Origin of the sequence: Macrococcoides goetzii, assembly GCF_002742385.2 — a bacterium.
In the GTDB taxonomy this organism is placed as follows: Bacteria; Bacillota; Bacilli; order Staphylococcales; family Staphylococcaceae; genus Macrococcoides; species Macrococcoides goetzii.
In genome coordinates, this window is sequence record NZ_MJBI02000002.1 from 247,186 (window position 1) to 267,509 (window position 20,324).

At 33.9% G+C, this 20,324-nt stretch carries 18 protein-coding genes; 14 read left to right on the top strand and 4 right to left on the bottom strand.

From position 1 onward, the window contains the following. Positions 1-100 precede the first annotated feature (100 nt). The gene (locus BFS35_RS06690; RefSeq protein ID WP_099579112.1) at positions 101-637 is read right to left on the bottom strand and encodes a hypothetical protein; all 537 of its coding nucleotides are present in this window, start codon (positions 635-637) and stop codon (positions 101-103) included. A gap of 344 nt (positions 638-981) precedes the next feature. On the opposite strand from BFS35_RS06690, the gene BFS35_RS06695 reads away from it, so the two are divergent. The 4 genes from BFS35_RS06695 to nagB all read left to right on the top strand — a co-directional run bounded on the left by BFS35_RS06695 (position 982) and on the right by nagB (position 5,316). Then, the gene (locus BFS35_RS06695) at positions 982-2,577 is read left to right on the top strand and encodes an L-lactate permease (protein ID WP_099579110.1); all 1,596 of its coding nucleotides are present in this window, start codon (positions 982-984) and stop codon (positions 2,575-2,577) included. Positions 2,578-2,639: 62 nt separating this feature from the next. Next, on the top strand, positions 2,640-3,578 hold the full coding sequence (locus BFS35_RS06700) for an L-lactate dehydrogenase (protein WP_099579108.1): 939 nt from the start codon (positions 2,640-2,642) through the stop codon (positions 3,576-3,578). A 136-nt stretch (positions 3,579-3,714) separates the two neighbouring features. After that, positions 3,715-4,566 carry a YitT family protein gene (locus tag BFS35_RS06705; protein ID WP_099579106.1) on the top strand — a complete coding sequence of 284 codons (852 nt, stop codon included), beginning with the start codon at positions 3,715-3,717 and terminating at the stop codon, positions 4,564-4,566. A 12-nt stretch (positions 4,567-4,578) separates the two neighbouring features. Then, the gene (gene nagB, locus BFS35_RS06710; protein ID WP_099579104.1) at positions 4,579-5,316 is read left to right on the top strand and encodes a glucosamine-6-phosphate deaminase; all 738 of its coding nucleotides are present in this window, start codon (positions 4,579-4,581) and stop codon (positions 5,314-5,316) included. Positions 5,317-5,330: 14 nt separating this feature from the next. Here nagB and BFS35_RS06715 read toward each other — a convergent pair whose 3' ends face one another. Then, positions 5,331-6,368, bottom strand: a complete 1,038-nt coding sequence (locus BFS35_RS06715) for an NAD(P)/FAD-dependent oxidoreductase (protein WP_099579102.1) — start codon at positions 6,366-6,368, stop codon at positions 5,331-5,333. 146 nt (positions 6,369-6,514) lie between these two features. On the opposite strand from BFS35_RS06715, the gene BFS35_RS06720 reads away from it, so the two are divergent. The 10 genes from BFS35_RS06720 to BFS35_RS06765 all read left to right on the top strand — a co-directional run bounded on the left by BFS35_RS06720 (position 6,515) and on the right by BFS35_RS06765 (position 18,311). Beyond that, entirely contained in the window at positions 6,515-7,327 is an 813-nt protein-coding gene (locus BFS35_RS06720; protein ID WP_099579100.1) for an ABC transporter ATP-binding protein, read from the top strand. Next, positions 7,320-8,336, top strand: coding sequence for a FecCD family ABC transporter permease (locus BFS35_RS06725; RefSeq protein WP_099579098.1), 1,017 nt, complete (start codon positions 7,320-7,322; stop codon positions 8,334-8,336). The genes BFS35_RS06720 and BFS35_RS06725 overlap by 8 nt, the downstream gene beginning before the upstream one ends. Next, positions 8,336-9,334 (top strand): FecCD family ABC transporter permease, encoded by a 999-nt coding sequence (locus BFS35_RS06730; RefSeq protein ID WP_099579096.1) that lies wholly within the window; start codon positions 8,336-8,338, stop codon positions 9,332-9,334. Before BFS35_RS06725 ends, BFS35_RS06730 begins: the two co-directional genes overlap by 1 nt. A 101-nt stretch (positions 9,335-9,435) precedes the next feature. Beyond that, a complete protein-coding gene (locus BFS35_RS06735) occupies positions 9,436-10,500 on the top strand; it encodes a GTPase domain-containing protein (RefSeq protein ID WP_099579094.1) in 1,065 nt (354 codons plus the stop codon). A 15-nt stretch (positions 10,501-10,515) separates the two neighbouring features. After that, positions 10,516-12,180: a glycoside hydrolase family 13 protein gene (locus BFS35_RS06740; RefSeq protein ID WP_099579591.1), complete on the top strand. Its 1,665-nt coding sequence runs from the start codon at positions 10,516-10,518 to the stop codon at positions 12,178-12,180. Between the two features lie 136 nt (positions 12,181-12,316). Next, on the top strand, positions 12,317-14,503 hold the full coding sequence (locus tag BFS35_RS06745) for a thermonuclease family protein (RefSeq protein ID WP_099579092.1): 2,187 nt from the start codon (positions 12,317-12,319) through the stop codon (positions 14,501-14,503). Between the two features lie 108 nt (positions 14,504-14,611). Further along, positions 14,612-15,313 (top strand): FadR/GntR family transcriptional regulator, encoded by a 702-nt coding sequence (locus tag BFS35_RS06750; protein ID WP_099579090.1) that lies wholly within the window; start codon positions 14,612-14,614, stop codon positions 15,311-15,313. A 138-nt stretch (positions 15,314-15,451) separates the two neighbouring features. Next, positions 15,452-16,186, top strand: a complete 735-nt coding sequence (locus BFS35_RS06755; RefSeq protein ID WP_099579088.1) for a (Fe-S)-binding protein — start codon at positions 15,452-15,454, stop codon at positions 16,184-16,186. Beyond that, a complete protein-coding gene (locus BFS35_RS06760) occupies positions 16,186-17,619 on the top strand; it encodes a LutB/LldF family L-lactate oxidation iron-sulfur protein (protein WP_099579086.1) in 1,434 nt (477 codons plus the stop codon). Before BFS35_RS06755 ends, BFS35_RS06760 begins: the two co-directional genes overlap by 1 nt. Beyond that, a complete protein-coding gene (locus BFS35_RS06765; protein WP_099579084.1) occupies positions 17,619-18,311 on the top strand; it encodes a LutC/YkgG family protein in 693 nt (230 codons plus the stop codon). Before BFS35_RS06760 ends, BFS35_RS06765 begins: the two co-directional genes overlap by 1 nt. Positions 18,312-18,403: 92 nt before the next feature. Here BFS35_RS06765 and BFS35_RS06770 read toward each other — a convergent pair whose 3' ends face one another. Beyond that, entirely contained in the window at positions 18,404-19,009 is a 606-nt protein-coding gene (locus BFS35_RS06770) for a hypothetical protein (protein ID WP_147329910.1), read from the bottom strand. 80 nt (positions 19,010-19,089) lie between these two features. After that, complete coding sequence (locus tag BFS35_RS06775; protein WP_099579080.1) at positions 19,090-20,313, bottom strand: tyrosine-type recombinase/integrase; 1,224 nt, start codon at positions 20,311-20,313, stop codon at positions 19,090-19,092. Between the last annotated feature and the right edge of the window lie 11 nt (positions 20,314-20,324).

Below are 20,324 nucleotides of genomic sequence, written 5' to 3' on the forward strand. Positions count from 1 at the left end.
AAGGGATCTTAGAAGACGCTTGAAACGTGCATTTAAATCGAATAAGAAGTCATTAGCAAACTAAGACAGGGTTGGAGATATCTCAACCCTGTCTTAGTTTTTATTTTGTTGTCATAAAGCCCGTAAGTTTATAACTGCCATTTGATTTTACGAAATCAAACTTATTTTTAATATTGTAATGGGCTTTATAAGTGTAAGTTAAACCATTTTTTATACGTTTTGTATTATCAGGTGAGCCATATGCTTTTTTAATCTTACTAGATGAAATAGCGTAATCATCAAATGTAAAATAAATGCCTTTTAACTTTGAGGTATTCGTTAACTGATTATTTTTTAATCCGAATATAAATGTTGCATTACGAGACTGGAATACTCCATTTCTAACCTTTTTATAATAGATCCCATTATTTTTCATAACGCGTTTAAAAATTCCGTATTCTGTATTAATGTTGACGCCATCATACGTAAAGTTATTTTTTTGAATGGCATTCTTAAAATTCTGATTTAATACGGTACTATCATCCATATCCCCTTTGTGCCAGTAATAATAACCAGCAGCATCGGCATTACCAGATAATAATGACGCTGAAAGTGCAGTGGCAACTAGAGTGACACTTAATTTTTTAGGTATTTTCATTGCTTTAACCTCCTGTTTTACGAATGTAAATATTTTATAAATACAATATAAAGTTCTCTAATTAATATTTAATATAAGTTTACCCGATATAGCAGAGGGTAACCATGCAAATGTATTGATATATAAATGTTCGTGAATAAAAAATGTAAATCTTCAAATCATAGCGAAAATGTGACAATTGTATTAATTGTGAAAAGAATCACAAAAAACACTTGCATATGTTGATAATGCGTTGTAACATATTAACTGTACTAAGTAGTATCGGTAAAAAACAGATACAGTTTTCTTTATTTTCATAAACGGTTTATGCTACTTAACGAGAAATTAAGAAAGAAGGAATAGCAATGTTCGTAAATTCATTTGATCCATTCGGCAATCTAGCTTTATCTGCAATTGTTGCAGCAGTGCCAATTATTTTATTCTTGCTCTGCTTAACATTACTAAAAATGAAAGGTATTAATGCAGCGATTATTACATTGATTGTAACTGCTTTGATTTCGATACTTGTATTTAAGTTACCTGGAGCAGTTGCAACTGGTGGTGTTGCAGAAGGTGTGGTACAAGGATTATTTCCAATCGGCTATATCATTATTATGGCAGTTTGGCTTTATAAAGTTTCTGTTGAAAGTGGAAAATTTCAGATTATCCAGGATTCTATCGCAGGTATTTCAGCTGACCAACGTATACAATTACTTTTAATCGGCTATTGTTTTAATGCATTCTTAGAAGGTGCTGCAGGATTCGGTGTACCAATCGCAATTTGTGCTGTATTACTTGTTCAGTTAGGATTCAAACCGTTACAGGCAGCGATGTTCTGTTTAATTGCAAATGGCGCATCTGGTGCATTTGGAGCGATAGGTATTCCTGTAGGTATAGTAAATACATTAGGTTTAAAAGGTGGCGTAACAGCCATGGATGTTTCACAGATGACGATATTTACTTTACCAATTATTAATATTGCCATTCCTTTCCTTTTAATCTTTGTATTAGATGGCTTAAAAGGTATTAAAGAAACTTTACCTGCAATACTGATTGCTGGTGTTGTTTATTCAGTAGCACAAGCTGCGATAACATTCTTTATGGGACCAGAATTAGCATCGTTATTACCTGCTTTACTTGCTATGGCAACACTCGCAATTTTCTGTAGCAAATGGCAACCTAAAAACATCTTTAGATTATCAAATGATGAAGTTAAAGTTGCAAGACATTCAATCAAAGAAATCGTTTTAGCATGGAGCCCATTTTATCTATTAACTGGTTTTGTATTAGTTTGGAGTTTACCCGCATTTAAAGCATTATTTTTACCTGGCGGTTTACTAGAGAAGACAATTTTATTATTCCAAATGCCAGGAACTTTCAATGAAACATTACAAAAAGGTGTAACATTAAAACTGGATTTAATTGGTGCAACAGGAACGGCAATCTTATTAGCTGTATTATTTACAATTATACTTTCACCAAAAATTAATTTAGGACAAGGTTTCAATCTCTTAGGCAAGACGATTAAAGAATTATGGATTCCAATCATTACAATTTGTGCGATCTTAGCGATTGCAAAATTAACAACTTACGGTGGCTTAACTGTAGCGATGGGTCAGGCAATTGCTAAAACTGGTTCAATCTTCCCGTTACTTTCACCAATCTTAGGATGGATTGGGGTATTTATGACAGGATCTGTTGTTAACAACAATGTATTGTTCGCATCAATTCAAGCAACTGCAGGAAGTACAATTGGCACTAATCCAGCATTATTAGTTGCAGCAAATACAGCTGGTGGTGTTATGGCGAAACTTATCTCACCACAATCAATCGCTATCGCGACAGCTGCTGTTGGGGCAGTTGGTGAAGAATCTAAGTTACTTAGCATGACTTTAAAATATAGTATTGGATTGTTAATATTCGTTTGTATCTGGACATTTGTATTGAGTCTTGTATTGTAGCAGAAGAATTAAGTAAAAGCATAAATCACTACATTTAAAATAAATTTAAAGGAGTAATTACAATGCAAAAATTAAAAGGTAACAAAGTCGTATTAGTTGGTAACGGTGCTGTAGGATCAAGCTATGCATTCTCAATGTTAAATCAAGGTGTTTGTGATGAATTTGTTATTATTGATTTAAATGAAGCAAAAGCAATCGGAGACGCAATGGATTTAAACCATGGTGTTGTTTATGCGCCAAACCCAATGAGTATTAAATACGGAACATATGCTGATTGTAAAGATGCTGATCTAATTGTAATATGTGCAGGTGCAGCTCAAAAACCAGGTGAAACACGTTTAGATTTAGTAGGTAAGAATATGAAAATTTTCAAATCTATCGTTGATGAAATTATGGCGACTGGATTTGATGGCATTTTCTTAATCGCAACAAACCCTGTAGATGTTTTAACATATGCAGTTCAAAAATTCTCAGGGTTACCAGAAGGACGTGTAATTGGTTCAGGTACGATATTAGATACTGCACGTTTTAGATTCTTGCTTAGTCAAGAGTTTGAAGTAGCTGCTGATAGTGTGCATGCATATATTATTGGTGAACATGGAGATTCAGAACTTGCAGTATGGAGTAGCGCAAATGTTGCTGGAATGAAAGTAACAGCCCTTCTTAAAGACGACAAAGAGAAAATGGAAGAAATCTTTGTTAATACACGCGATGCTGCATATGAAATTATTAAAGCAAAAGGTGCAACATACTATGGTGTAGCAATGGGATTAACGCGTATTTCTAAAGCGATTTTAGGTAATGAAAACTCGGTATTAACAGTTTCGGCAAAATTAAATGGTGAGTATGGCCATGACGATGTGTATATTGGTGTACCGACGTTAATCAATCGTAATGGTATCAGTAAAGTATTTGAAACACCATTATCAGCTGAAGAACAAGAAAAATTTGATAAATCGGTTGCAACTTTAAAAGCTATCCAAGAACCTTTCTTTAAATAATAACGTTTAAAATAATATATTTCGGGGCATCTGTAAACAGATGTCCTTTTTTATGTCATATTGTTGAAAGAGTGTATAAAATTCGATACACTTACAACCGACTTCAATTATTATTTCATTCTTAAAGGAGGAAAAGATGAACTATTTTAAAAATTTAAAACTTACCTGGAAATCAGTCTTTTTTGTACTTTTAGGCTCTTTAATATTTTCTCTTGCAGTGAACGTTTTCATTATACCTGCCAATTTAGGTGAAGGTGGCGTAACGGGGATGTCACTTATCTTCCTATATAGCTTCGGTTGGTCTCCTGCGATTACAACGCTATTAATGAACCTGGTATTACTCGCTGTAGGATATAAATTTTTATCGAAACGTTCTATGGCACTGACGATTATTTCTATCGTTGCACTTTCAGTATTTTTAAAAATAACTGAACCGTTACAACTTCATTTAAAAGAAGTGTTAGTGAGCACGATTTTCGGTGGATTTTTAGTAGGTATTGGTATCGGTATGATCGTGCTTGTAGGAGGTACTACAGCTGGTACAACGATACTTGCGCGTATTGCCCATAAATACTTAGATGTAAGCACATCTTATGCATTGTTATTCTTTGATTTAATTGTTGTAGCGATTTCATTAACTGTTATCCCGGTGGAAAAAGCACTGTTAACAGTTTTAAGTTTATATTTAGGTACTAAATCGATGGATATGATCATAGAAGGATTAAACCCTAAAAAAGCGATTACGATTATTTCGCAAAATCCGGATCCAATTGCTAAAATGTTAGATGAAGATATTGGTCGCGGCATTACAATACTCAATGGTCGTGGGTATTATAGTAAAAGAGAGACAGAAGTTCTGTATTGTGTTATTAATAAATTACAACTTACAAAGACAAAGCGTATGATTAAAAAGATTGATGAAAATGCATTTGTTGTCGTCCATGATGTTCGTGATGTTTTAGGAAATGGTTTTATCAATGAAGATTAAGGAGAAATAATGATGGAATTTATTAATTTAGGGAATGCATCACTTGCTGCTCAATATGTTGCGATTGAATTATTTAGAGAAATCAAGCGTAATCCACATACTAAACTAGGCTTAGCAACTGGTGGTACGATGGAACCTGTATATGCTGAATTAGTGAAACTGTTAAAATCAAACCCGGTTGATTTATCTCTTATACAAACATTTAATCTAGATGAATATTTTGAATTAGATAAGCAAAGCCCGAAAAGTTACCTTTATTACATGAAACATCATTTATTTGATCATATTGATATTAAGCCGGAACAATATTATTTCCCGGATAATGATAGAGAGAATCTGGATGAGGATAATAAAGCTTATGATGAATTGATAATGAAAGAACATCCTATTCATCTTCAGTTGCTTGGCATTGGGACGAATGGTCATATAGGTTTTAATGAACCAGGTACACCGTTTACGTCCAATACGAGAATGGTGGACCTTTCAGAAGAAACGATTCGAGCGAATGCAAGATTTTTCGATACAATTGACGAAGTACCTACGCAAGCAGTGACGATGGGTATAAATACGATTATGCAATCAGATAGAATTATTCTTTTAGCGACCGGAGAAAAGAAACAATCTATCATTCGACAATTATACGATATGACACAACCAAATGAAGAAATACCAGCGAGTGTATTACTTAATCACCCAAATGTATTGATTATTACTGATAATGAAGCTTCACCATATAAAAAAGAGGACTAATTTAGTCCTCTTTTTTATGATTCAAATAATTTTTTCTTTATCTTTTCATTCTCTTCTTCAAATATCGGATTGTGACTTGAAACGATGCCGTATGATGGTGCATTTGGATCAAGATACATTTTAATCTGATTAATAGAAGTTGCTGCATCATGAAAGCAACCGATGATTAAGTTTACCTTCGCATCGTGTTTCAAGATGTCTCCAATAGCATATATCCCTGGGGTATTCGTAGAAGTATTCGCATTTCCTTTAATATAAAAATCATCAACACGTTCAAATTGAACGGTGCTATCATTTAATAGCTCGCAGTCCATATGGAAACCATGATTGATAATGACATCGTCGACATCTAAAATTTGTATGGTGTCATCAGTATTATGAATAATTTCAACTTGTTTAATTTCGTCCTCATCTGCAATCAGAGAATGAATTGTTTGGTTTGTAATCTTGATTACTCCTAAATCATCTAGTTGACGTACTGTTTCTTCGTGCCCTTTAAAATCCTCTTTACGACATATAATATGAACACTTTTTGCAATAGGAGCGATATCATGTGCCCAATCAACTGCGGCATTTCCACCCCCCGAAATAAGTACACGCTTATCTTTAAAGCGTTTTAAAGAAGGGACTACATAATGTAGATTATTGACTTCATATCGATCTGCACCTTCAATATCCAGTTTAATCGGTTTGATAATACCGGAACCCACTGCCACGATAACGGTTTTAGAGTGATAAGACTTGTCGCTCGTTTCGACGATGAAATGATAGTCATTTTCTTTTTTTATATCGGTAACGACGGTGTTTAATATGACTTCAGGATTAAATGTAGTACCTTGTTTAATCAAATTCTGCATAATCTCTGCTGCAGGTTGAGGAGGAATCCCGCCAGCATCCCAAACAATTTTCTCTGGGAAAAGATTAAGTTTTCCACCTAAAGTATTGTTCTGATCAATGATACGAACTTTCAAACCGCGTAATCCTGCATAAAAAGCAGCATAAAGTCCCGCAGGTCCACCACCGATTATCGTTATATCTAATAATTGCTTCATAATTTATATCTCCCTAATTATCTTGCATTGTAAGTTATTATACTATAAAATATAACAGTATTGATAATGATTATCAATTATATGAGAGTGATTATGATTTATGGTAGGAAATATTTTGTTATGGAAAATATGAAAGAAGGATATATATGAATCGATTAGAAGGTAAGCAGATTACCATTAACTACGGAGAAAGAGACATCATTAAAAATTTAGATGTATCTATTCCTGATAAAAAAGTGACATCTATTATTGGGCCGAATGGATGCGGAAAATCAACGTTATTAAAAGCATTGTCAAGAATATTAAACGTAGCGCATGGTGAGGTTGTATTAGATGGAAAGAATATTCATCAGCAACCGACTAAAGAGGTTGCTAAAAAGATTGCAATCCTACCGCAATCACCTGATGTTGCTGATGGATTAAGTGTTTATGAACTGATTAGTTATGGTAGATTTCCTTATCAGAAAGGTTTCGGTAGACTTACTCAGCTTGATCATCAGGAAATTGAATGGGCGATGCGTGTTACAGGTACAACAGACTTCAAAGATAAGAATGTTAATGATTTAAGCGGTGGACAACGACAACGTGTATGGATTGCTATGGCTTTAGCCCAGAAGACAGATATTATTTTTCTTGATGAACCAACAACATACCTGGATATTTCGCATCAGCTAGAAATTTTAGAACTTGTTAGAGATTTAAATGAACAGGAGAATTGTACGATTATTATGGTTCTCCATGATATTAATCAGGCAGTTCGATTTTCTGATCATATTATTGCAATGAAAGATGGGAATATCATTGAGCAAGGAGATACGATGAATGTTTTGACTAAAGATGTCTTAGAAGAAGTATTTAATATAGATGCAGAACTCAGCGTAGATCCACGAAATGGAAAACCGATGCTTGTAACGTATGATTTATTATGCAAGCACTATAGTAGGGATTCAGATGAATAAACAAAGTACATTTTTAAATAAGCGATATATATTTTCCGGGAAATTGTACATCGTCATTCCTTTGCTTCTTCTTTTATTGCTGGCAATGTTAATTGTTTCATTTATGTTGGGTGTAAATAACTATAGTTTTCAAACAATATATGATGCGCTATTTCATTATCGAGATATTTCTGAACATAATATAATTCGTGATATACGTATGCCTAGAGAAATAGCTGCCATGCTTGTCGGGATGAGTCTTGCTTGTACTGGTGCAGTGATGCAGGGAGTGACTAAGAATCCTTTGGCAGATCCTGCTTTAATCGGACTTAATTCAGGAGCAGCTTTAGGTATTAGTATTTTATTTGCATTTACGCGTGGAGCGAACTTTTTTGCGATTATACTGGCTGGTTTTATCGGTGCAATTGTTGGAGGAACCATTGTATTGATACTCGGTTTAAGTAAAAAAGGTGGCTTTAATACGATGCGTATTATATTAGCTGGTGCGGCCGTTAGTAGTTTGTTATTAGCGATTGCTGAAGGGATTTCGTTATATTTTAGAACGAATCAAAGTTCGATGCTTTGGTCTAGTGGTGGTGTTGCTGGTACGACCTGGACACAACTAAAATATGCATCCCCGATAATATTAATTGTTATCATCTTCGTACTGCTTATCGGTCATAAGCTTACTGTGTTATCTTTAGGTGATGAAATGGCACAAGGTTTAGGAGTCAATTTAACGTCGATAAGAATTATATTCTCATTATTAACGATGGTTTTAGCCGGTGTCGCAGTGGCAATGGCAGGTTCCTTAGCATTTGTTGGATTGATGATTCCGCATATTGCACGTCTTTTAGTTGGCGTAGATTATAGGAAGCTGCTACCTGTCGCAACGCTTTTAGGTGGTATATTTCTTGTTTGCGCTGATATACTGGCACGCATGATGGGAGAGTCTCCAGTAGGTGCAATCATTTCAATTATAGGTGTACCTTTCTTTATATATCTCGTAAGAAAGGTAGGTATTTCATAATGCACACTAAAACTAAAAATGTGTTTATATCATCTATTTTAATTATTATTTTGTTTGTAATCATTACGGTAAGTATGACTGTTGGAGACTTTAAAATGTCTCCATTACAATTTATAAAAACATTATTTGGTATGGGGAATGAAACAGATACGATGGTGCTCTATGAATTTCGTATGCCAAGATTACTTGTAACGATATTATGTGGTGCTGCACTTAGTTTAAGTGGTGCACTACTGCAAAGTATTACTAAAAATCCACTGGCAGATCCAGGTATTATAGGGATAAACGCAGGCAGTGGCTTCTTTATTGCATTGCTGATGATATTCATGCCGGTCGACAGCAGTAATTTTGTATATGTACTGCCGCTATTTAGTTTGATTGGTGGTCTGATTACAGCGGCGACAGTATTTCTATTGAGTAGTTCTAAACGTGGTTTAAATCCGATGCAAATGATTCTTATCGGGGTTGGGTTGTCTACTGCATTGAGTGGTGCGATGATTATGATGACATCGAAATTTAATAAAGAAGATGTTGAATTTATCTCTAAATGGCTAGGTGGTAATATATGGGGTGATACATGGCCATTTGTCTGGATGATTATTATAGTATTAATTATCACGATACCTATCCTTTTGCTGAAACTAGATATACTAAATATTCTTAATACCCATGAACATATTTCAACAGGTCTTGGCATAAGGATTAACAGAGAAAGATTAGTAATTCTGATTATTTCTGTAATGTTGTGTGCAAGCGCGGTTTCAATTTGTGGTAGTATAGCATTCGTGGGTTTGATTGCACCTCATATTGCGCGACAACTGGTTGGACCTAGACATCAAATTTTTATACCAATTACGTTATTATTAGGTGCGATACTTCTTAGTTGTGCTGATACATTAGGACGTCTTTTAATTGAACCAGCTGGTATGCCTGCAGGGATTATTGTCAGTGTACTCGGAGCACCATATTTCTTATATTTAATGAGAAGAAGATTGTAATGTAATAAAAGGTGCATTTTCAAAAAGGAAATGTGCCTTTTTATGCTTGCTATTAAGATAAATGGGAATAAGAAAAGAAATAGTGTGGAAGGGTGACAGAAATGGAAAAGCATCCATTAATAAGAGCATATGAAACATTTATTAGAAATAGGTCGTTAAACAAAATAGGCATTATTGGACAACCAGATGCAGGTAAAAGTGCACTGATTAATGCGCTCTGTCCATCTAAAGCACATACATCAGTGCATACTGATGCTACATTAGAGACAACTGCTTATCCATTTAATGATTATGGATTTTTAGTAGATTTTCCTGGGGTAGGTACAGAGGAAGTGACTGTTCAGAAATATAAAAAGATTATTCAGAATGAAGCGGCGATTGAACATTATTTTTATATTTTTTCCAGTAAAATTAAAGAAGTAGATATTGAGATGATTAAATATTTAAGTAAACAAGAAAAGATGATAACTTTCATCTACAATAAAGTTGATGCATTAATCGATGTGAATGGTGAAGATGATAAAGAAATATTGATGCGTGATAAAGATACTGAATTAAAAGTAACTTTAAAGCCATATATTAAGACACCACTCAAATATCATTTTACGAGTGTCTTAGATGATACAGGAATAGAAACACTTAAACTACATATTGAAAGTATATTTGAAGAGGAACAAAAAGAATATATGCTTAGATATAATGATGCATCGTATCTTGAAAGTTATTTGAATTACAAAGTTAACTCATCATTCCCAAAACTCTTTACTCCAAGCTTCAAAAAAATTGTCTTAAAAGAAAACTTTAAAGTTATAGAGCGTACTATTATGACCCACTTTAAAATTCAAGAAGATGATATTATGGAACGTCGAAAAGAATGGATTGATATAGATAAATTTGTCCGTGAGTTTGAAGAAATGAAAGAAAAAGATAAAAATAATGGGCTGTCTCAACTGATGGAGTTTACAAAAATTGTGCAATTAATTAGAACATCGTTTAAAATGAAAAGTATCAATCCGGTAACAGTTGCAGTATCATCAATCGTTGAAATGGGACTGAACAATACTTTTCCAATATTTCAAGCAATTGCTAAATATGTTGAAGAAATTAAACAGATTGCCCGTGAAGTGATAGAAGATGACCAAAAACAAAATAATAATGCACAATAGGAGGTCGCTATGGCGATAGAAAGAAAATGGTGGAAAGAAGCGGTATGCTATCAAGTGTATCCAAGAAGTTTTAAAGATTCAAATGGCGATGGTATCGGTGATATTAATGGAATTACTGAAAAGCTTGATTATTTGAAAGCATTGGGAATAGATGTAATATGGGTGAGTCCGATATTTGAATCGCCTAACGATGATAATGGCTATGATATTAGCGATTATCAAGCAATCATGTTAGATTTTGGAACGATGGAAGACTTTGATCGATTATTACATGAAGTGCATGAGCGAGGTATGAAACTTATCTTAGATCTTGTAATCAACCATACAAGTGATGAACATCAATGGTTTGTTGAAGCTCGAAAGAGTAAAGATAATACATTTCGTGACTGGTACATCTGGAAAGATGGTGTAGAGGGTAAGGAACCGAATAACTGGGCAAGTATATTTGAAGGCTCGGCATGGGAATATGATGCGACAACTGATCAATATTACATGCATGTATTTAGCAGAAAACAACCCGATTTAAACTGGGAAAATAAAGATATGCGTCAAGCAATCTATAATATGGTGAACTGGTGGCTTGATAAGGGAATCGATGGTTTTAGAGTAGATGCTATCAGTCACATCAAAAAAAGTTTCGAAAAAGGCGACTTACCCAATGTTGATAAGTTAGGCTACGCTGAATCTTTTGATGGCCATATGAATCAGCCTGGGATTCAAAACTATTTACAGGAATTAAAAGAAAACACTTTTGATAAGTATGACATTATGACGGTTGGTGAGGCAAACGGTGTCACAACTAAAGATGCTGATGAGTGGGTTGGCAAAGATAACGGTAAGTTTAACATGGTCTTTCAATTTGAACATTTAAATCTATGGGATCACAATGTAGGTAAAAGTTTTGATATATTAGGTTACAAAAAAGTATTAAGTGAATGGCAGAAAGGATTAGAAGCAACAGGATGGAATGCATTGTTCATTGAGAACCATGACCGTCAGCGTGTTTCATCTACATGGGGTGACGATGTAAATTATTGGTTTGAAAGCTCCACAAGTCATGCTATTGTATATTTCTTGTTGCAAGGTACGCCGTTTATATATCAAGGTCAGGAAATTGGGATGACCAATTATCCTTTTAAAACAATAGATGATTTCGATGATGTGCATGCTAAAAATATTTATAATCAGGAACTTAAAAAAGGAATGACAAAAGAAGCGGTGTTAGAAATGTTAGGGCGTATCTCAAGAGATAATACGCGTACACCGATGCAATGGGATGATACAAAAAATGCTGGTTTTACAACGGGTACACCGTGGTTAAAAGTGAATCCAAACTATGAAGAGATTAATGTATTCGTACAGGAAAGAAAAGAAGATTCACTATTAAATTTCTATAAAAAAATGATTCAATTAAAGAAGGGAAATTTAACATTAACATATGGAACATTTGATTTAATCTATCCGGAAGACAAAAATGTTTTTGCATATACGCGTACATTAGATGATGAACAATTTATTATTTTAGGTAATTTAAGTCACGACAAAGTCACTTTAAAGACAGATAATAAGCTCGATTTAGCTATAGAAAAACAAGTATTGAACAACTATCCAATCGATAAACAATCAGCTGATGTATTTACACTAATGCCGTTTGAGGCGAGAGTTTATAAAGTTCATTAATTATCAAAGAGGCGAAACTTCGAAAGGAATTTCGTCTTTTTATTTAACAATAAATTTACAAAAAATAAATATGAAATACACATACAACTGATACAGTGAATAAGTAATAATAATTCACATTTGAGGAGTAAAGGACATGAAACAAATCTTAAGACTCGTATTAGTAGTTGTATTAATGATTTCAATGATGCCTTATTCAAAAGAAGCGCATGCGGCATCTAATTTATTAATTTCTGAGTATGTAGAAGGTTCTAGCTATAACAAAGCAATTGAAATTTATAACCCAGGCGATACACCAGTTGATTTATCAAATTATAGTCTTGTTACTTTTACGAATGGTGCAAACAGAACAACTGGAACGGTTACAGCTTTAAAGTTATCAGGTACGATCAATGCAAAATCAACATATGTTGTTGCAAATCAAAATGCGGGTGAAGCGGTGTTATCAAAGGCGCAACTTACAACAGGTAGTGCTGTAATGAATTTCAATGGTGATGACACGATCGTTTTATTCCAAAATTATGATGTAGTAACTAAAGATGGCGTTATTCAGGATTCTATCGGACAAATTGGTGTAGATCCAGGAACGAACTTTGGAACAGAAGTTTCAACATTAGATATGACGTTAGTACGTACAAATGATTTGATGACAGCTGATACAAATATCGAAGATGCATATCATCCAAATCAGCAGTTTATTGCTTTACCAAAAGATTCGTTTGAACAATTAGGTCAATTTGATGGTAATGTAATTGCACCTCCAGCAGAAGTTGCTAAAGATGAGTATCAAGTAAAAGTTTTACGAGTAGTAGATGGTGATACAATTAAAATCTCACCTGCTATTATGGGCTCTGATACAATTCGTTTCGTGAACATGGATACAGCTGAAACATATCATTTAGATGCGTATGACGAAAGTTTAATTACAACAGACTTAAATCATAATCAAAAATATTACGGAGAATTAGCGAAAAAAGCTTTGAATGAAAAATTAACTGCCGGTATGGATATTACAGTGAAAGTGAATAAGGATCATATTACGGATGATTACGGACGTGTATTAGGACAAGTTATCCGTACGAGTGACAATGTGAACATTAATTTAGAAATGGTAAGAGAAGGATTTGCAGCAACTTACTTTATCTGGCCAGTATTAAGTATGGAAGACTATAACATGTTTCAATCAGCAGTAAAAGCAGCGCAAGATGCTGGGCTTGGTATGTGGAACAAAGAGAATCCTCAAATGGAATTGCCTTTTGCATTCCGTGCACGATATGATGGCAAAGGTTTCTTAAGATATGTTGGTAATTCTGATACGAAAGTATTTTATGATCCACAAAACTACGATCAGGTACCAGTAGATAAACGTATATTCTTTACTAAAGATGAAGCAATTGCACAAGGTTACAAACCAGCAGCAGGAAACGGTGAAGGAGATGTCGTGACTGAACCGGCAAAAGCAATGGATATTCAGTCAGCTCGTGATTCAGGCAAAGGTACTAACGCAATTGTAACTGGAACAGTAACACATATCGATGGTTACAACATTTATATTCAGGACAATACTGGTGGCATTGTTGTCCGCAGTAAAACAGTAAAACCTAATATTGGTGATGTCATTGAAGCTACTGGAGAAACAAGTGAATATTTCGGATTATATCAAATCGAATCTGAAAATATTAAAGTAACAGGCACTTCAAAAGTGACACCTGAAATTAAAGACTTATCTGCTATCGGTGAAACAGAAGAAGCAGAGTTAATTACAATTAATGATGTTACTGTAAAATCAGTGAATGAGCATCAGGAATATACGGTAGAAGATAAATACGGCAAAACATTTATGATTAAAGCAAAATCAGGATTAGAAGTTGGTAAAACATATCATGTTATTACAGGTGTAGTGACGTACAGTTATGGCAACTACAAATTACTTCCAGTTGATATTGTAGAAAAAGAAATCGTTAAAGAAGTTCCAAAAACTTTATCTGGAATAGCTTTCTTAGATCAGAATCACAACGGTAAGTATGATCGACCAGATAAATTATTAAAAAATATAAAAGTATCAATCTACAAAGAAAATGAACTTGTTGAAGAAGTGATTACTGATGAAAATGGTGAATATAAAGCATTATTATTAAACGGCCACTATACAATATGTTTCGAACAACCGAATGGACTAATTGAAACGTTTAATGATAAAGGTAATGACGAAGTAGATTCAGATATTATTAATGGGAAAGTTAAAGTAGAGATTAATGAACTTGATAAAGAAAATATTTCAGCTGGATTCACAAAACCAGTTGGAAAAATGAAGCGTAAATAATGTTGCTAAAGACAGGGTAATTACCTGTCTTTTTTATTTTTGAAAAACCTCACACTTAACTTATCCTTTGATATAATAGCACCAATAGGGTGTATCGGAGGAATGAATGTGGTAAGAATTGAAAAGAAGAAATTATATGAAGAGATTGCAGATCGTATTATTACGCAAATCAAAGATGGTGAATTTGAAATCGATGAAAAACTGCCATCGATTCAAAAACTCGCTCAAGATTATGGAGTAGGACAAGCATCTATTAGAGAAGCCTTAAATGCTTTGCGTGTAATGGGACTCGTTGAAATCCGTCATGGTGAAGGAACGTTTGTAAAGCATATTAAACCTAAAGTCTTTTCTAAAGAGATGGCAGTATATACTAAAAAAGATATTATTGATTTATTAGAAGTGCGTAAAATCATAGAAGTTGGCGCTGCAGGTCGTGCTGCTGTGAAGCATTCAGAAGAGGATCTACAGAACATTAAAGATGCACTCGAGCAGATGAAACTTGCGGTAAATAATAAAGCGATAGGAGAACAAAGTGACTTTGCTTTCCATTTAGCGATTGCTAAAGCTACTAAGAATGAATTGTTAGCACAATTATTAGAGGAAGTATCAGACAAAGTGAAGACAACAATGAAAGAGACACGTAAAATCTGGATTTATACAGAAACGAAATCTATCGAAAAGTTATATAAAGAACATCTGGAGATTTATGAAGCCATCAAGCAAAAAGACGTTAAACTTTCTGAGGAAAAGATGCTTAAACATTTAGAAGAAGTGGAATATGTATTATTAGAACATTTAGAAACAAAGTAAGATAAATGAATTATAGAATTTTGTCACTTGCATTTGAATTATCATTCCAATAGAATAGTACTGTTAGAGATACAGTCATCCGATGACTGAAAATTTTATCAATATTGGGCGATATTGATGACTAGAGGGGTGTTTATTATGAAAGTAAGTTTGTTTAGTACATGTTTAGTAGACGTTTTTGAAAAAAGAGTGGGCATTGCAACTGTAGAATTACTTGAGAAATTAGGTTGTGAAGTAGATTTTCCAGCAGCACAAGTATGTTGTGGACAACCGGCGTATAATTCTGGATATCATGAAGAAACAAAAAAAGCCGCACAAAACATGATCAAAGCTTTTGAAAATTCAGAGTATGTTGTGGCACCATCAGGTTCTTGTATTACAATGTTTAAACATTATCCTGACCTATTTAAAGATGATATGGTATGGCGAGATCGTGCGCAACGTTTAGCAGATAAATCTTATGAAGTGACGCAATTTATCGTTAATGTTCTAGGTGTTACGAATGTAGGTGCAAAGTTAGAAGGTAAAGCAACGATGCATCCATCATGCCATAATACACGTTTATTACTTAACTCAGAGCCACCTAAGAAATTATTATCAGCAGTAGAAGGATTAGAAATTGTAGAACTTCCTGAATATTATAATTGCTGTGGGTTTGGCGGCACATTCGCTGTTAAGATGAACGATGTTTCAGGTGAAATGGTCGATGAAAAGGTAGATTGTATCGTACAAAGTGGTGCTGATTATTTAGTCGGCGCAGATGCGAGCTGCTTAATGAACATTGAAGGACGTTTAAAACGTCGTGGTGAAAAAGTTAAGGTTTACCATATCGTAGAAATTCTGAATAATAATACAGAGGCGGTGACTGTATAATGAGTATGAAAATCGGTAATGAGACGTTCAAAAAAGCTGTAAAAACAGAACTTAAAGATGATTTCATGCGTGGTGCAGTCTCTAGTGCACAAGATAGATTACGTGAACGAAAAATAAAATCTCAGGAATCTCTAGGTAACTGGGAAGAGTGGAGAAGCCACTCTGAAGAGATACGTCAGCATACTTTAGCGAACTTAGATTATTATTTAAATATGCTTGCAGAAAATGTCGCAGCAAAAGGTGGACATGTATTTTTTGCTGAAACTGCAGAAGAAGCAAATGAGTATGTTCAAAAAGTATTAGTAGATAAAAAAGCTAAGAAAGTAGCAAAGTCAAAATCAATGGTTACAGAAGAGATTGATTTGAACAAAGCGATGGAAGCTGTTGGTTGTGAAGTAATTGAAACAGACTTAGGTGAATATATTTTACAAGTTGATGATCACAATCCACCATCACATATCGTTGCTCCTGCATTACATATGAACAAAGAGCAAATCCAAAAGGTATTTACAGAAAAGTTAGGTTATGATAAATCAAGTTCGCCGGAAGAGCTTGCTTTATTTGCACGTAAAAAGCTTCGTGAAGAATTCTTAACAGCAGATGTCGGTATTACAGGTTGTAATTTCGGTGTTGCTGAAAGTGGATCTTTCACATTAGTAACGAACGAAGGTAATGCACGTATGGTAACAACATTACCAAAAACACAGATTACTGTGATGGGTATGGAACGTATTGTACCTACGCATGAAGAATTAGAAGTATTAGTTTCCATGTTAACACGTGCAGCTGTTGGACAAAATTTAACAAGTTATGTGACAACTTTAACAGGTCCTCGTGCAGATGATGAAATCGATGGGCCAGAAGAATTTCATTTAGTTATCGTTGATAATGGACGTTCTAAAATATTAGGTACACAATTCCAATCTATTTTACAATGTATCCGTTGTGCAGCTTGTGTTAACGTTTGTCCTGTATACCGCCAAGTTGGAGGACACTCTTATGGTTCTATCTATCCAGGACCAGTTGGTGCTGTATTGACACCTTTATTGGGTGGTTATAAAGATTATAAAGAACTACCATATGCATCAACGCTATGCGGTGCTTGTACAGAAGCATGTCCTGTTAAAATCCCGTTACATGACTTATTGTTAGAACATAGACGTGTCATTGTGGAAGAAGAACACATGTCTCCTGTAGCAGAACGATTAGTCATGAAAGGATTTAGTATGGGAGCATCTCATGCAACTTTATTTAAATATGGCACTAAGATGGCCCCTTCAATGATGGCACCATTTGAAAATAAACAAGAACATATGATAACAAAAGGACCGAAACCATTACATGCCTGGACTGATACACGTGATTTCCCAATGCCGGATGAAGAAAATTTCCGTGACTGGATGCAAAACAGATTGAAAAGAGGTGCGAAATAATGAAAGGAACAATCCAAAATAAAGATTCATTTATTAGTAACATCTCAAAAAATCTTAATCGTGCAATGCCTGCAAAGGTAGAAATCCCTGAGTGGAAGTTTAGACCGCAAGATAAAACTTTAATAGGACTTTCTCAAGATGAATTATTGGACGTTTTAAAACAGCAATGTGAATTTATTCATACAGATTTAGTGGTGACAAATTCAAATGAAGTAAATAAAACTTTATCAGATATTATTGCGAAATATGGAAATGGTGAAGTAATCGCTACAAATGATAAACGCTATGAGGAATACGGTATTGATTTAACTGCACAAGATGCTTTTATCTGGGATGAAACTAAAGGTGCTGAAAATTTACATGTGGCAGAACGTGCGAATGTCGGCATTACAATTAGTGAATCAACATTAGCTGAAAGTGGGACAGTTGTATTATATGCAGATAAAGGAATTGGTCGAAGCGTAAGTCTTTTACCTGCAACTTATATTGCCATTGTGCCTAAATCTACTATTGTGCCAAGATTTACACAAGCTGCTCAAGAAATGAATGAAATGATGAAAGATGCAGCTAACTTTCCAACTTGCATTAACTTAATTACTGGACCATCTAACTCAGCGGATATAGAGATGAAACTTGTAGTAGGTGTTCATGGTCCAATTAAAGCAACATATATTGTTTTAGATGATAAATAATAATTTTAAAAACCCTTTAACTTCAACGGTTAAAGGGTTGTTTTTGTGTTTTTTGGATATAAAATTGGGCAGAAATTGGGCATACTGAGAGACTAATGATTCTGATTTTTGAGAATGTGATACCTTTTCATATAAAGATTGTCTAAAGTATTGTGAAACTCTTTCTTCTTTGCTACAAAGAACATATCGCTTTCATTTATATCCTTTTCTAAATAAGAATTTAAATCTTGAAACAATTGATATAATTTACTAAGTTGAGTTATGGTATTAGTAATTTCTTTTTGAAATTCAGGAGATAATAAATAGAAGTCAGTCGTAAGTCTGAAGTTTTTTAGTTCATCGATATTATCTTTAAAATCTTTTAAAAGAGATTCTTGTACATATTCATATTCTATTTCTCTAAAGGTAGGATTAAGATTTAAATTAAACTTTTCTTCATTTATTGGAAATCCAAAATCAAATGGTCTAATTTTATTAATTGAAGACATAGATTCAGAGAACAAATCTTCAGTTAAAAATTTAGCTCTCTTTAAAGCTATTTTGTTTTGTTCGTCAATAATCATCTGAGAAGCTTTTAACGTATACTCACCTGACACTTTAGCTCCTAAATATGCTCCTAAGAAAGTTGTGAAAAGACCTACAAAAGCTATCATCAAGGAATAAGCTTCTAAACTTTTAGCATCAACTATAATCTTCATTGCACTTCCATAGGAAAAAATTAAAATAATAGTTATACAAATAGAAAATATTATCATCAAATAAAAATAAAATTTATCTCTCAAAATTCGCTCACCGCTTCTAATTTACTCATCATATCCTTATTCATTTGTTCGGTAACGTGACTGTATATTTGTAATGTTGTTTTATGATCTGAATGTCCCACACGTTCCATTATTGCTTTTAATGGGATGTTTAATTGTGCTAACTTTGAAATATGAGTATGTCGCATTATATGAGTAGTAATGTGCTTATGTTTTAATGGTGTTTCAGACAATACTTCTTTGAGTATTTTATTAATGCGTGTGCTATCGTAAGGAGACCCCGAACTATTGCAAAATACAAAACCGGTAGAAACAAATTTATCATTCCATTGATTTTCTTTTTTATTCTCGATGATGCGGTTTTTCAATATACTGACACTTTGAGAAGTAATTAATATCTTTCGTCGTGATCCCTCGTTTTTAGGTGTTCCCTTAGTACCGAAATAATGTTTGCCCTTTTCTTTGATAGGCGTTAATGTTCCGTCGATTTTTATAGTGTTGTTCTCAAAGTCGATGTCCTCATTTTTGAGGGCTAATAATTCCCCGATACGTAAACCATTTAACACCTGGAACTCAATAATCTGTTTAATAACAGTTAAATTACGTTTAGTTACACCTTTTGTACTTCCAATATGATCATCAAAAGCTTTATATATAATCTTCAATTCACTATCTTCTAAGTATTTCTTTCTTTCAGCTTCTATTTGTTCGCGTGTTTTTGACTTCTTAGGCACAGCTAACTCATTTAAAAATGGTATTTCAGCCATATTGTAGTACTTATATACATACTTTATTGTATTAGTAATATCAGTCTTTAACGCTCTAATATAATCATGACTATATCCCGCTTCTACCCATTCAATTAATTGCTCTTGTAACATTGAAAGGGTTAGCTTTTTAATTAATAAATCATCTGGGAAAGCACTTTTAATAGTCTCAATCTCATACTTTCGATTTTTTAAGGTTGTCGGTTTTGACCCCGATGTATTCTTATAGTATTTAAACCATTCATCTATAGCTTGAGGGAATGTTAGAGTGTGCAACTCTTTAACACTATTATCATTTATCTTAGCGTTTATTTTAGCTTGTAGTCGTCTCTCCGCTTCTTTTTGAGAGGGTTTAGTATTCTTATTCATTACAACGCTTGTACGCTTCCACTTGTCTGTAAGAGGGCATTTATACTTTTCTATGAAGCGGTATTTAGTTATACCGTGTTTATCCTGGAACTCCTCACACCACATAACAACACCTC

Excerpts from the sequence above, each read along its gene's own strand:
- BFS35_RS06725 (WP_099579098.1), top strand. The coding sequence starts at position 7,320 with ATGAATAAACAAAGTACATTTTTAAATAAGCGATATATATTTTCCGGG.
- BFS35_RS06775 (WP_099579080.1), bottom strand. The coding sequence starts at position 20,313 with ATGTGGTGTGAGGAGTTCCAGGATAAACACGGTATAACTAAATACCGC.
- BFS35_RS06745 (WP_099579092.1), top strand. The coding sequence starts at position 12,317 with ATGAAACAAATCTTAAGACTCGTATTAGTAGTTGTATTAATGATTTCA.
- BFS35_RS06700 (WP_099579108.1), top strand. The coding sequence starts at position 2,640 with ATGCAAAAATTAAAAGGTAACAAAGTCGTATTAGTTGGTAACGGTGCT.
- BFS35_RS06695 (WP_099579110.1), top strand. The coding sequence starts at position 982 with ATGTTCGTAAATTCATTTGATCCATTCGGCAATCTAGCTTTATCTGCA.
- nagB (WP_099579104.1), top strand. The coding sequence starts at position 4,579 with ATGGAATTTATTAATTTAGGGAATGCATCACTTGCTGCTCAATATGTT.
- BFS35_RS06690 (WP_099579112.1), bottom strand. The coding sequence starts at position 637 with ATGAAAATACCTAAAAAATTAAGTGTCACTCTAGTTGCCACTGCACTT.
- BFS35_RS06735 (WP_099579094.1), top strand. The coding sequence starts at position 9,436 with ATGGAAAAGCATCCATTAATAAGAGCATATGAAACATTTATTAGAAAT.
- BFS35_RS06730 (WP_099579096.1), top strand. The coding sequence starts at position 8,336 with ATGCACACTAAAACTAAAAATGTGTTTATATCATCTATTTTAATTATT.
- BFS35_RS06715 (WP_099579102.1), bottom strand. The coding sequence starts at position 6,368 with ATGAAGCAATTATTAGATATAACGATAATCGGTGGTGGACCTGCGGGA.
- BFS35_RS06770 (WP_147329910.1), bottom strand. The coding sequence starts at position 19,009 with ATGAAGATTATAGTTGATGCTAAAAGTTTAGAAGCTTATTCCTTGATG.
- BFS35_RS06760 (WP_099579086.1), top strand. The coding sequence starts at position 16,186 with ATGAGTATGAAAATCGGTAATGAGACGTTCAAAAAAGCTGTAAAAACA.
- BFS35_RS06720 (WP_099579100.1), top strand. The coding sequence starts at position 6,515 with ATGAATCGATTAGAAGGTAAGCAGATTACCATTAACTACGGAGAAAGA.
- BFS35_RS06755 (WP_099579088.1), top strand. The coding sequence starts at position 15,452 with ATGAAAGTAAGTTTGTTTAGTACATGTTTAGTAGACGTTTTTGAAAAA.
- BFS35_RS06705 (WP_099579106.1), top strand. The coding sequence starts at position 3,715 with ATGAACTATTTTAAAAATTTAAAACTTACCTGGAAATCAGTCTTTTTT.
- BFS35_RS06765 (WP_099579084.1), top strand. The coding sequence starts at position 17,619 with ATGAAAGGAACAATCCAAAATAAAGATTCATTTATTAGTAACATCTCA.